This window comes from Sphingomonas jatrophae, from assembly GCF_900113315.1.
Lineage (GTDB): Bacteria > Pseudomonadota > Alphaproteobacteria > Sphingomonadales > Sphingomonadaceae > Sphingomonas_P > Sphingomonas_P jatrophae.
Genome location: NZ_FOZG01000002.1, coordinates 903,900 through 916,234, shown reverse-complemented (window position 1 = coordinate 916,234; position 12,335 = coordinate 903,900). Strand labels below are relative to the sequence as shown.

Here is a 12,335-nt window from a genome sequence, read left to right as displayed (position 1 = left end):
GTCATCCCGCCTGTCTCGTTCGGAGGAGCGCCACGGCGGCCGCCCCCCACATCGTCGCGACCCACATATAGAAGCCCGCACGCCAGCGGACGACCAGGTTCGATCCGCTATCATCGGGCAGATCGTGCCAGAAGAACGCGCCCGCGCCGCAGACGATCAGCGCGATGGCCCCGATCTGCAATGCGCGGGGCCGCACCCGCTCAGCGCCGATCAGCGGCAGCATGACGGGCAGCACGATGTTGCCGAGCCATGCCGGATTGCCCATCAGCACGCCGAACCAGCCGAACATCAGCAGGACGATGCCCTCTGCCTGGGGCCCGCGCGCGAGATCGCCGACCGGCATCATGCACGACACCGCCCAGACGAGGCCGAGCAGCCAGGCCAGCCGGCCCGGCTTCCCGATCCTGTGCGGGCGATCCACGTGCGTCGCCTTACCCCATCGTCGGAATGATGAAGGCGCTGTCGCCGCTGCCGCCGTCCGGCCAGCGCTGCGTCACCGTCTTCACCTTGGTCCAGAAACGGATGCCTTCCATGCCGTGCTGGTTGTGGTCACCGAAGGCGGAACGCTTCCAGCCGCCGAAGCTGTGATAGGCGACGGGCACCGGGATCGGCACGTTGATGCCGACCATGCCCACCTGGACGCGCTGGGCGAACTCCCGCGCGGCATGGCCGTTGCGCGTGAAGATGGCGACGCCGTTGCCATATTGGTGCTTGGACGGCAGCGCGACCGCCTCGTCGAAATCCCTGGCGCGGACGATCTGGAGGACGGGCCCGAAAATCTCTTCCTTGTAGGTCGTCATGTCGGTGGTGACGCGGTCGAACAGCGTCGGACCCACGAAGAAGCCGTCCTCATAGCCCTGCAGCTTGAAGCCCCGGCCGTCGACGACCAGTTCGGCGCCTTCGTCGACGCCCTTCTGGATGTAGCTCTCGACCTTGGCCTTGTGCGCGGCGGTGACGACGGGGCCGTAATGCGCATCCTTGTCGGTCGACACGCCGACGCGCAGCGCCTCGATCGCGGGCAGCAGCTTTGCGCGCAGCCGTTCGGCCGTGTCCTCGCCCACCGGCACGACGACGGGCAGCGCCATGCAGCGCTCACCGGCCGAGCCATAGGCTGCACCGATCAGGTCGTTCACCGCCTGGTCGAGATCGGCGTCGGGCATGATGATGCCGTGATTCTTGGCGCCGCCCATCGCCTGCACGCGCTTGCCCGCGGCGACGCCGCGCGAATAGACATATTGGGCGATGTCGGACGACCCGACGAAGCTGACCGCGCCGATATCGGGGTGGTCGAGGATCGCGTCGACCATCTCCTTGTCGCCGTGGACGCACTGGAAGATGCCGTCGGGCGCACCCGCTTCCTTCATCAGCTCGGTAAGCCGTACCGGCACCGACGGATCGCGCTCGGACGGCTTCAGGATGAAGGCGTTGCCGCACGCCACCGCCACCGCGCCCATCCACAGCGGGATCATCGCCGGGAAGTTGAACGGCGTGATGCCCGCGCCGATGCCGATCGGCTGGCGCATCGAGAAGACGTCGATGCCGGGGCCGGCGCCCTGGGTATATTCGCCCTTGAGCACATGGGGAATGCCGCAGGCGAACTCCACCACCTCAAGCCCGCGCTGGATGTCGCCCTTCGAATCGGCGATCACCTTGCCATGTTCGGACGAGAGCAGGTGGGCCAGCTCATCCATGTGCGCTTCGACCAGCGCCTTGAAGTTGAACATGATGCGCGCGCGGCGCTGCGGGTTGGTCGCGGCCCAGGCGGGCTGCGCCGCCTTCGCGGCATCCACCGCGGCCTGAAGCTCGGCCTGGCCGCCAAGCAGCACCTGCGCCTGCACCTGACCCGAATTCGGGTCGAACACATCGGACCGGCGGCTGCCGCCCCCGGCGCTGGCGCCTGCGACAAAATGTTCGACGACTCGCATGGCGTGAAAGACCTCCGCTCGTTCCCATCCGCCTTCTGCCATTGCGCCGTTGCATGCAACCGTGCAGCTTTGCACCGGGCAGCTGCGTTTTTGCAGGATAGGCGATGTTCGACTGGGACGATCTGCGCGTGTTCCTGGCGGTCGCGCGGACCGGCCGGATCGCACCGGCGGCGCGCACGCTGGCGCTGGACGCCACCACCGTTGCGCGCCGCCTGTCGCGGCTGGAGCGGGCGCTGGGTGCGGCGCTGTTCGAGGGGACGGGGGGCGAGCGCCGGCCGAGCGCGCGGGGCGAGGCGCTGCTGGCGCATGCCGAGGCGGCGGAAAGCGCCGCCATCGCCGCGGCGGGCGAGATTGCCGGCGGGGCGGCGGGCGCGAGCGGACAGGTGCGCGTGAGCGTCGCCGAGGGCTTTGCGACCTGGGTGCTGGCGCCGGCGGTCGCCGCCTTCGCCGCGGCACACCCGGCGCTGCGGCTCGATCTGGTCACCGCTTCGGGCTTTCTCGACCCCTCCCGGCGCGAGGCGGATCTGGCGGTCATGCTGGCGCGGCCGCGCTCGGGCCGGCTGGTGGCGGCCAAGCTGGCCGATTATGCGCTGCGCCTCTACGCCGCGCCGACCTACCTCGAGCGGCATGGCGCGCCCGGGGCCGCCGCCGACCTCGGCGAGCATCGGCTGGTCGGCTACGTCCCCGAATTCGTGCCTGCGCCCGAGCTGGATTATCTGGGCGAGCTTGGCGACGCTTTGGCGCCGGCGATCCGATCCCCGTCGATCAACGTCCAGCACCGCGCCATTGCGGGCGGCGGAGGCATCGGCGTGCTGCCGCAGTTCATCGGCGATGCCGATCCCGGGCTGGTGCCGATCCTGCCCGACTTCCGGCTGCGCCGCAGCTTCTGGCTGGTCACGCATGCCGATCTGCGCCGCGTCGCACGGGTGGAGGCGGTAGCGGCGTGGCTGCGTGCGTGCGCCGCGACGCTCGCCTGAGGCGGAGCACCGCCATTTCCTTAACCCTGTCCGGCCTATCCCGCCGTCACTGTGGACAGACCGGACCTTGCCTCGATGAACGACCTGAGCCCGAGCTTCAGCGCGACTCCACCCGTCGCCGCCGGATCGCTGGCGCAGGATCTCGAAGTCGGCCGCGTGCTGAGCATCGCCGGATCGGCGAGCGAGGTGGCGCTGGCCATGCCGATGCTGCGCGCGCTGGAGGACGATCCCGACCCGGCGGTCGCGGCGGCGGGGCAGGTGGGCAGCCAGCTGAAGATCCGCCTGGGCGGCCGCTGGCTGATCGCCAATGTGCGCGAGCTGCGGCTGGCGCCGGATGACGACGAGACGGTGCTGGCCGGCATCGACTTCCTGGGCGAGGGCGACGCCGCCTCCGAGGGCCGGATGCTCGGCTTCCGCCGCGGCGTCACGCGCTATCCGCTGCCCGGCGCGCGCGTCTATCCCGTCGCGACGAGCGACCTGAAGCAGATGTTTTCCGCCGACGAGCGGCCGCACATCGAGGTCGGCACCATCTATCCGACCAGCGACATCCGCGGTGCGCTGTACGTCGATGCCATGCTGGGCAAGCATTTCGCGCTGCTGGGATCGACCGGCACGGGCAAGTCGACCTCCGCCGCCTTGATCCTCCACCGCATCTGCGATCTGGCGCCCGAAGGCCACATCGTGATGATCGACCCGCACGGCGAATATAGCGCCGCCTTCCGCCACCGCGGCGAGATCTTCGACGTGGGCAACCTCGCTTTGCCCTACTGGATGATGAACTTCGAGGAACATGCCGAGGTGTTCGTCACCACCGAGGGTGCCGAGCGGCAGATGGACAGCGACATCCTCGCCAAGGCGCTGCTCGCCGCGCGGGCGAAGAACCGGCTGGCCGAGCAGATCACCAAGATGACGGTCGATTCGCCCGTCCCGTATCTCCTCTCCGATCTGACCAACATCCTGACGCAGGAAATGGGCAAGATGGAGAAAGCGGGCGGCACCGCGCCCTATATGCGGCTGAAGGCCAAGATCGACGAGATCAAGGCCGATCCGCGCTACGCCTTCATGTTCTCGGGCATGCTGGTGGCCGACAACATGCGCAACTTCCTGTCACGGCTGTTCCGCCTGCCGGGTCATGGCAAGCCGATCTCGATCATCGACGTGTCGGGCGTGCCGTCGGACATCACCAGCGTGGTGGTGGCGGTGCTGGCGCGCGCGGTGTTCGATTATGCCCTGTGGTCGCGCGACGATACGCAGCGGCCGATCCTGCTCGTCTGCGAGGAGGCGCATCGCTACATCCCGTCCGACCGGATGACGAGCGGCGCGGCCGTCCGCAAGATCCTCGAGCGGATCGCCAAGGAGGGCCGCAAATATGGCGTGTCGCTCGGCCTCATCACGCAGCGGCCGTCCGATCTGGCCGAGGGCGTGCTGTCGCAATGCGGCACGATCATCGCGATGCGGCTCAACAACGAGCGCGACCAGGCGTTCGTGAAGGCGGCGATGCCGGAAGGCGCACGCGGCTTCCTCGATTCAATCCCGGCGCTCAGAAACCGCGAATGCATCATCTGCGGCGAGGGTGTGTCCATCCCGATCCGCGTCTCGCTCGACGATCTGGAGCCGGAGAAAAGACCCGCCTCCAGCGATCCGCTCTTCTCCGATCTGTGGCGCCAGGTGGGTGGCGAGGAGGCGATGGTGGAGCGCGTCATCAAGAAGTGGCGCAACCAGGGACGCTGAGCCGGGGCAACCCCGCCGCCTTCCGCTGGTTCTGTCCCGGACTGTTCGTTCGGGAGCCTGTGCCATGATCCGATCCATCCTCATCGGCCTTGCCGCCGGCCAGCGTGCCATGTCGCCGCTGCCGGTGATTGCGGGGGCGTTCCGCCGAAAGAAGGCGGAGGCATCTGGCCCCTTCGCCTTGATGGCGCATCCGCTGGTCGCGGCCGGCGCGGTGGCGCTGTCGGCGGCGGAGATGGCGGGGGACAAGATGAAGACGGCGCCCGACCGGATCGTGCCCGTCGGCCTCGTCGCGCGGGCGGCCACCGGCGCGTTCGCCGGCGCGGCGCTGGCGGACGAGGGGCGGTGGCGGACGGGCGCGCTGCTGGGCGCTGCCGCCTCGGTCGCCTCCTCCTATGTCGGCTTTGCGCTGCGGGTGCGGGCGATGCGTCGCTATGGCCAGACGGCAACCGGCTTCGTCGAGGATGCGCTGGTGCTGGGGGGTGCGTGGGCGGCAGCGACCGCGCAGCGCACCGCCTAGCCGGCGGGCTTCGCCGCCTTTGCCGCGAGCTGCACCGCGCCGCCCGCCCGGACCGCCATCAGCCGGGCGAGCGTCGCCTTGAACCGCTGCAGCTCGCCGCCGGCAATCTGCTGGACGGAGGAGAAGGCGAAGGTGGCCGGATTGACCGGCGCACCGCCGCGATACACCTCGTAATGGAGGTGCGGCCCGGTCGACAGGCCGGTCGAGCCGACATAGCCGATCAGCTGCCCCTGCGCGACGTGGCTGCCCGGTCGCGCGACGATACGGCTCATGTGCGCATAGCCCGTCTCGATCCCGCCGCCATGCGCCACGCGGACGTAATTGCCATGCCCGCCATGCCAGCCGGCGAAGCGCACCGTGCCGTCCACCGACGCGACGATCGGCGTGCCGTAGGCGGCGGCGAAGTCCATCCCGCGGTGAAAGCGGGTGAAGCCGAGGATCGGATGGCGACGCAGGCCGAAGCTGGACGTCGTGCGCCCCTGCACCGGGCGCGTCATCATGCCGCGCCGCTCGCCCTGGCCCGACGCCTCGAACCATTGCTCGCGCCCGCCGAGCGTCCAGCGCAGCAGGCGCACGTCCTTCCCGCGGTGATCCAGCCCGGCATAGAGCAATTTGCCCGTCTCCGTCTCGCCGGTCGCGGCGCGGCGATGTTCCAGGATCAGGTCGAACCGGTCATCGCTGCCCATCGCACCGATGCTCATGCGGCTGGCAATCGCCTTCAGATAGGCTTCGACCGCGCGGGCGGGGGCGCCCGCCGCACGCGCGGTGCGATACAGGCTGGTGCCGACGCGACCGGTGACGCGTAGCGGCGTCTCGTCCACGGCGATCGGCTCGGGGCGGAGCAGGAAGCGATCGCCCTGCCGCTCCAGCCCGAGCGCGAGATCGAAGCGCGCGCGGAAGTGCAGCCGGTCGAGCGGGCGGGCGGTGGTGCGATCGGCCCGGCGGCCGAGCGTCAGGTCGATCCGCGTGCCGGGCGCGATCTCACCCAGCGGCTGGCGGCTGGCGACAAGATCCGCCACCTCGCGGGCCTGCTGTGCGCCCACGCCGGCACGCTCCAGTACGCGGGCGAAGCCGTCGCCGATGCCGAGCGTGGCGGTGAGATCGATCGTCGGCCGCTCGGGCGTGTCGGCCAGCGGCTGGACCTGCTCGGTCGCGGCCATGCGGCGGCCGGTATCGCCGCCGAAGCTGAGCGGGGAGATGGCCTGCGCGCGCGCCTCGTCATAATGGGCAGGCGCGAGCGGCGCGGGCACGGGCGTGTCGAGCACGGGCATGGCCGGGCGCAGCATCAGCGCGCCGGTGCACAGCGCCGTGCAGGTGGCGAGGCCGCGCCACCATTCGCCGCTGCCGATCCGCGCGCCGAGATCGACGACAAGGTCGATCCGCGCCAGCTTCTCGTCCAGCGCCTCCTGCAAGCCCGCCCGGCCGAACGTCGGCAAAGGGGGTGCGAGCGTCAGCGCGGCCGCAGGCCCGCCTCCGCCGAGGCCGAACTCTTCACGCTGGTACAAGGCCGAAGCCCCCCGCTAGTTTTCTTTTGCCCATCGCGTCCGACACACGGGCGCGACCCCGGCGATTTCACTGTGGGAGCACAGGGTTAAGGTCAACCTAACGGCCCCGCGCCCGAGTCGCGGCTGCGCCGAAGCGTTGCGGCGGCGGTCCGAGTCGCGCGAGGCCAACAAGCCTCTTGCCTTTGTCACGTGCGCCCCCGACATTCCGGTCATGGCCCGTGCCAGTCCCGTGGTCGCCGTCCTCGGCCCGACCAATACCGGCAAGACGCATCTCGCGATCGAGCGGATGTGCGGCCACTCCTCCGGCATGATCGGATTCCCGCTGCGCCTGCTCGCGCGCGAGGTCTATGACCGGGTGGTGCGGATCAAGGGCGAGCGTTCGGTCGCGCTGATCACGGGCGAGGAGAAGATCGTCCCCGCGGATGCGCGCTACTTCCTGTGCACCGCCGAATCGATGCCGCTGGACAAGGATTTCGCCTTCGTCGGGCTGGACGAGGCGCAGCTGGGTGCGGATCCCGAGCGTGGCCACGTCTTCACCGACCGCCTGCTGCGCGCGCGGGGGCGGGAGGAGACGATGGTGCTCGGCTCCGCCAGCCTCGCGCCCATGCTGAAGGCGCTGGCGCCGGGTAGCGAGATCGTCTCGCGCCCGCGCTTCTCGACCCTGAGCTTTGCCGGGCAGACCAAGCTCAGCCGCCTGCCGCCGCGCTCCGCCATCGTCGCCTTCTCGGCGGAGGAGGTTTATGCGGTGGCCGAGATGCTGCGGCGGATGCGTGGCGGTGCGGCCGTGGTGATGGGCGCGCTTTCACCCCGCACGCGCAATGCGCAGGTGCAGATGTTCCAGAATGGCGAGGTGGACTATCTCGTCGCCACCGACGCGATCGGCATGGGTCTCAACATGGACGTGGCGCATGTCGCCTTCGCGTCACTGCGCAAGTTCGACGGGCGGCGCCAGCGGCGGCTGACCGTCGCCGAGATGGCGCAGATCGCCGGCCGTGCGGGACGCCACCAGCGCGACGGCACGTTCGGCACGCTCTCCTTCGAAGGCACGCGCGGTGCGGCGTTCGAGGAGGAAGAGGTGCTGGCGATCGAGGAGCATCGCTTTCCGAATCTCGACCACCTCTACTGGCGCGAGGGGGCGCCCAGCCTCGCCAGCGTCGACGCGCTGATCGCCGATCTTGAGCGCCGCCCGTCGCTGCCGGGCCTGCGCGCGGCACCGCAGGCGACCGACCTCGCCGTGCTGAAGCGGATCGCCGACGAGGATTGGGTGCGCGACCGGGCCAAGGGCGCGCGCATGGTCGGCCGGCTGTGGGCGGCCTGCGGCCTGCCCGATTTCCGCCGCACCGGGCCGGAGGCGCACAGCCGCCTCGTCGCACGCGTCTGGCGGCACCTCAGCGAAGGTGCCGGCCACCTGCCGCCGCAATGGTTCGCCGAGGAGCTGGCGCGGCTCGACCAGGTGACGGGTGACGTCGAGACGGTGGCGGACCGGATCGCGGGCGTGCGCACCTGGGCCTATATCGCCCACCGCCCCGACTGGCTGGCCGACCCCGCCAAATGGGCCGAGCGGACGCGCGTGCTCGAGGAGAAGCTGTCCGACGCGCTGCACCAGCGGCTGACCCAGCGCTTCGTCGACCGCCGCACCTCCGTGCTGATGCGCGATCTCGGCGCGCGAGGCGTCGATGCGCTGCCCGTCGCAGTGGCGGAGGACGGCACCGTCACCGTCGCGGACGAGCCGATCGGCCGGCTTGAGGGCTTCCGCTTCCACGTCGATCCCGATGCGCGGTTGCAGGACAAGAAGCGCCTGCTGGCCGCGGCCGAGCGCCGGCTGGGCGGCGAACTGGGCGAGCGCGCCCGTACGCTGGCGGCGGATGCGGACGACGCCTTCACGCTCGACACCGCGCCGGGCCTTCCCGTCGCGATCCTGTGGCGCGGGCATCTGGTCGCACGGCTGGGGCACGGCAAGGGGCTGACCCGGCCGAGGCTGGTGCTGCACCGCGCGCTGGACGCGCTCGATCCCGCATCGCGGCGGCAGGTGGAGGCGCGACTCGACGGCTGGATCGCGGCGCGGGTGGAGGCGGCGCTGGCTCCGCTCTCCCGCCTGTGCGCCGCCGCGCGCGATCCGGCGCTGCCGCCCAGGCTGCGTGCGCTGATCGCGCCGCTGGCGGATGCCGGGGGTGTCGTCGAGCGGCGGAAGGTCGAGCCGGCGCTCGCCGCGCTCGACCGCGAGGATCGGCGGATCGCGGTGCGCTTCGGCTTAAGGATCGGCGCGCTCGATCTGTTCGTGCCCGCGCTGCTGAAGCCCGAGGCGGTGCGCTGGCGCGCGGCGCTGCTTGCTGCCGACGAGGACGGGCGCATGCCGGAGCTGCCGCCGCCGGCCGCGGTCGCCGTGCCGACGCCGGCGGAGCGGGGGGCCTGCGAGGCGCTGGCCCGGCTCGGCTGGCGGCCGTTCGGTGCGCAGATGCTGCGGATCGACATGGTCGAGAAGCTCGCCCGCGCCGCGCATGACGCACGCGAGGGCAAGGCCGCCTTCCTGCCCGATGCCGCGCTCGCCACCTCGCTCGGGTTGCTGCCCGCCAGCTTCGCGCAGGCGATGATGGCGCTCGGCTTCCGCCCTGCCGGGGATACCGGCTGGAGCTGGCGCGGCGCGCGGACGGACCGGCCGGCTGCGCCTGCGGCACCACGGCCGGGCAATGCGTTCGGCGCGCTCGCCGCGCTGACCGCCAAGGGGTGAGCGCAGGCCCGTGCGGCTCGACAAGTTCCTCTGGTTCACCCGCCTGACCAAGACGCGCACGCTGGCGCAGGCGCTGGCGGCGGAGGGGCATCTTCGGATCGACGGACGCGCGGTGGATCGCGCGCATGCCGAGGTGCGCGTGGGGCAGGTGCTCAGCTTCCCGCTGCACGGGCGCGTCCGCGTGCTGCGCGTGCTGGCGCTGCCCGCCCGCCGCGGCTCCGCACCCGAGGCGCAGGCCTGTTACGACGATCTGGCGCCCCCGCCGCAAGCTGCAAACGTGTCGCAGCAAGCCGCAAGTGATTGACCTGCCGAAAGGGCGGCCATAGCAGGGCGCCGCTTGACGCCCGGAGCGAGATTTCCATGACCTACGTCGTCACCGACGCCTGCATCCGCTGCAAATATATGGATTGCGTCGAGGTTTGTCCGGTGGACTGCTTCTACGAGGGCGAGAACATGCTCGTCATCAATCCCAACGAATGCATCGATTGTGGTGTGTGCGAGCCGGAATGCCCGGCCGAGGCGATCCTGCCCGATACCGAAGGCGGGCTGGAGCAGTGGATGGAGCTGAACGCCACCTACTCCGCGTCATGGCCCAACATCACGCGCAAGCGCGACGCACCGGCGGATGCCGACGAGCACAAGGGCGTGGACGGCAAGTTCGACAGATATTTCTCGGCAGAGCCCGGTCAGGGAGACTGAGCCGGGCGCGGGCACGTGCCCCGCGGCTGTCACGAAGCTGGCATTTTGTTGCGCAAGCTGCTATATGGCAGGCCTTCGCCGCGGACTTCTGCGTCCGCACGGTCTGGTAATTGGAGAATGCGCCTCCCGCCGTTGCTGTCCGGTTGTGCGGCAACGCCCGCGACCGCGGCTGTTCGGGGGTGCTCGCACGCGAAAGGCGACTCATGGCTGCAAAGCCCCTCAGCTTCGACGTCGGTGATTATGTTGTCTATCCCAAGCACGGCGTGGGCCGTGTGATCGAGCTGCAAAGCCAGGAAATCGCTGGGGCCAAACTCGAACTCTACGTGCTCCGCTTCGAGAAGGAGCGCATGACGCTCCGCGTGCCGACCAACAAGGCCGAGGCGGTGGGCATGCGCAAGCTGTCCTCCAACGTCACCATGAACGAGGCGCTGGCGACCCTGAAGGGCAAGCCCAAGGTGAAGCGCACCATGTGGTCGCGCCGCGCGCAGGAATATGAGGCGAAGATCAACTCGGGCGACCTCGTGTCGATCGCCGAGGTGGTGCGCGACCTGTTCCGCGCCGACGATCAGCCCGAGCAGAGCTATTCCGAGCGGCAGATCTTCGAGGCCGCGACCAGCCGCCTCGCGCGTGAACTGGCGGCAATGCGCGAAGTGGACGAGCCCAAGGCGCAGGAGGAGATCCTCGACATCCTGCGCGCGTCGGCGGGTATCCACGCCAAGTAATCCGCCGATACGGCTGTACGGGATGGGGCGGCTCCGCCAAGGGGCCGCCCTTTTCGTATCCGCTTGCGCCGCTGCGACCTCGCTGTATTATCCCGGCAATACAGCAGAGGGGAAGCCGATGATCGCCCGCCTGACCGCAGCCGCCGCGCTGCTCCTCGTCGCCGCCTGCTCGTCGGGCGGCAGCGACGCCACCGGCACACCGGCCAACGCGCAGACGCTCGGCCCCGATGCCACCCGCGATTATCCGCTGAACGGCTTCGACCGCGTCGAACTGGCTGGCATCGATGCGGTGTCGGTGCGCACGGGCCCTGGCTTCGCGGTGCGCGCGCAGGGCCCGCAGGGCGTGCTCGACCGGCTCGACATCCGCGTGCAGAACGGCACGCTCAAGGTCGGCCGCCGCTCCGACTCGCTCGACTGGGGCGGTGAGCGGTCCGCGGCCAAGGTGGTCGTGACCTTGCCCAAGCTGGCCGGTGCCACCGTCAGCGGATCGGGTGACATGGATGCGGATCGCGCCGACGGCGACCGATTCGAGGCGGCGGTGGCCGGCTCGGGCGATCTCACCGTGCGGATCGAGGCCAAGGAGGCGGTGCTCTCCATCGCCGGCTCGGGCAATCTCACCGCGCGCGGCAAGATCGCCAACGGCACCTACAGCGTCGCGGGTTCTGGCGAGCTCGACGCCGACGATCTGGAGGCGGGGACGATCCGCGCCTCCGTGGCAGGATCGGGCGACATCAGCGCCAAGGCGACCGGATCGGCCGCGGTCTCCATCATCGGCTCGGGCGATGTCGCGGTGGGCGGCGGTGCCCGCTGCACGGTCAACAAGGTCGGCTCGGGCGACGCCAAGTGCGACTGATCGCGGCTGCGCTGCTGGCGCTGGCGGTGCTACCCGCCGGGGCGAGCGCGGCGACCCGGAACTACACCGTCACAGGCTATGAACGCGTCCGGCTGCTCGCGCCCTTCCCCGTCACGCTGAGCGTTGGCCCGGCCGGCGCGGCGCGGGCGGAGGGGCGGCTGGAGGATCTCGATCGCCTGCGCATCGACGTGCAGAACCGCACGCTGATCATCTCGCTAGATCGGTCGGGCGGGACGCGGCCGATGGAACCGGTGAAGATCGTCGCCAGCACGCCGCTGTTGACCGCGGTGCAGGTGAGCGGCGCGGGCTCGCTCGCGGTCGATCGCGCCAAGGCCGACCGGTTCGACATCGCGCTCGGCGGCGCAGGCTCGCTGACGCTCGGCAGGCTGGATGCAGGGGCGGTGGCGATCAACGTGCTGGGTGCGGGCAACGTCACCCTGGCGGGCAAGGCGGCGCGCGCGCGGATCGCGGTGCAGGGCGCGGGCGATGTCGATGCCGCCGCGCTGACCGCGCAGGATGCGGACATCAGCGTGTCGGGAGCCGGTGATGTGACGCTGGCGGCGACACGGACCGCGAAGATCGCCTCGACAGGCATGGGGCAGGTGCGCGTGACGGGCGGAGCCGCGTGCACCGTCCAGCGGACGGGTATGGGCGAGGTCGACTGCGGCCGTTAGCGTG

Annotated in this window: 12 protein-coding genes; 9 read left to right on the top strand and 3 right to left on the bottom strand. The window is 70.5% G+C overall.

What is annotated here, in order from left to right:
- Position 1: 1 nt before the first annotated feature.
- Both BM360_RS13740 and BM360_RS13735 read right to left on the bottom strand, forming a co-directional pair.
- On the bottom strand, positions 2 to 421 hold the full coding sequence (locus BM360_RS13740; RefSeq protein ID WP_093315528.1) for a hypothetical protein: 420 nt from the start codon (positions 419 to 421) through the stop codon (positions 2 to 4).
- 10 nt (positions 422 to 431) lie between these two features.
- On the bottom strand, positions 432 to 1,925 hold the full coding sequence (locus tag BM360_RS13735; protein WP_093315526.1) for a CoA-acylating methylmalonate-semialdehyde dehydrogenase: 1,494 nt from the start codon (positions 1,923 to 1,925) through the stop codon (positions 432 to 434).
- Positions 1,926 to 2,029: 104 nt separating this feature from the next.
- On the opposite strand from BM360_RS13735, the gene BM360_RS13730 reads away from it, so the two are divergent.
- The 3 genes from BM360_RS13730 to BM360_RS13720 all read left to right on the top strand — a co-directional run bounded on the left by BM360_RS13730 (position 2,030) and on the right by BM360_RS13720 (position 5,150).
- Positions 2,030 to 2,902: a LysR family transcriptional regulator gene (locus tag BM360_RS13730; protein ID WP_093315525.1), complete on the top strand. Its 873-nt coding sequence runs from the start codon at positions 2,030 to 2,032 to the stop codon at positions 2,900 to 2,902.
- A 75-nt stretch (positions 2,903 to 2,977) separates the two neighbouring features.
- Positions 2,978 to 4,633, top strand: a complete 1,656-nt coding sequence (locus tag BM360_RS13725; protein ID WP_093315523.1) for an ATP-binding protein — start codon at positions 2,978 to 2,980, stop codon at positions 4,631 to 4,633.
- A gap of 64 nt (positions 4,634 to 4,697) precedes the next feature.
- Positions 4,698 to 5,150: a DUF4126 family protein gene (locus BM360_RS13720; protein ID WP_093315521.1), complete on the top strand. Its 453-nt coding sequence runs from the start codon at positions 4,698 to 4,700 to the stop codon at positions 5,148 to 5,150.
- Here BM360_RS13720 and BM360_RS13715 read toward each other — a convergent pair.
- Positions 5,147 to 6,655, bottom strand: a complete 1,509-nt coding sequence (locus BM360_RS13715; protein WP_093315520.1) for a M23 family metallopeptidase — start codon at positions 6,653 to 6,655, stop codon at positions 5,147 to 5,149. The genes BM360_RS13720 and BM360_RS13715 overlap by 4 nt on opposite strands.
- Positions 6,656 to 6,866: 211 nt before the next feature.
- Here BM360_RS13715 and BM360_RS13710 point away from each other — a divergent pair, with 211 nt between their 5' ends.
- The 6 genes from BM360_RS13710 to BM360_RS13685 all read left to right on the top strand — a co-directional run bounded on the left by BM360_RS13710 (position 6,867) and on the right by BM360_RS13685 (position 12,331).
- The gene (locus BM360_RS13710; RefSeq protein WP_207544598.1) at positions 6,867 to 9,383 is read left to right on the top strand and encodes a helicase-related protein; all 2,517 of its coding nucleotides are present in this window, start codon (positions 6,867 to 6,869) and stop codon (positions 9,381 to 9,383) included.
- A 10-nt stretch (positions 9,384 to 9,393) separates the two neighbouring features.
- Complete coding sequence (locus BM360_RS13705; protein WP_093315518.1) at positions 9,394 to 9,687, top strand: RNA-binding S4 domain-containing protein; 294 nt, start codon at positions 9,394 to 9,396, stop codon at positions 9,685 to 9,687.
- 56 nt (positions 9,688 to 9,743) lie between these two features.
- Positions 9,744 to 10,082, top strand: a complete 339-nt coding sequence (fdxA, locus tag BM360_RS13700) for a ferredoxin FdxA (RefSeq protein ID WP_093315516.1) — start codon at positions 9,744 to 9,746, stop codon at positions 10,080 to 10,082.
- A 203-nt stretch (positions 10,083 to 10,285) separates the two neighbouring features.
- Positions 10,286 to 10,804, top strand: a complete 519-nt coding sequence (locus BM360_RS13695; RefSeq protein ID WP_093315514.1) for a CarD family transcriptional regulator — start codon at positions 10,286 to 10,288, stop codon at positions 10,802 to 10,804.
- Between the two features lie 118 nt (positions 10,805 to 10,922).
- Entirely contained in the window at positions 10,923 to 11,657 is a 735-nt protein-coding gene (locus BM360_RS13690; protein ID WP_165611310.1) for a head GIN domain-containing protein, read from the top strand.
- Positions 11,648 to 12,331 (top strand): head GIN domain-containing protein, encoded by a 684-nt coding sequence (locus BM360_RS13685; RefSeq protein ID WP_165611309.1) that lies wholly within the window; start codon positions 11,648 to 11,650, stop codon positions 12,329 to 12,331. The genes BM360_RS13690 and BM360_RS13685 overlap by 10 nt, the downstream gene beginning before the upstream one ends.
- The last annotated feature ends 4 nt before the right edge of the window (positions 12,332 to 12,335 follow it).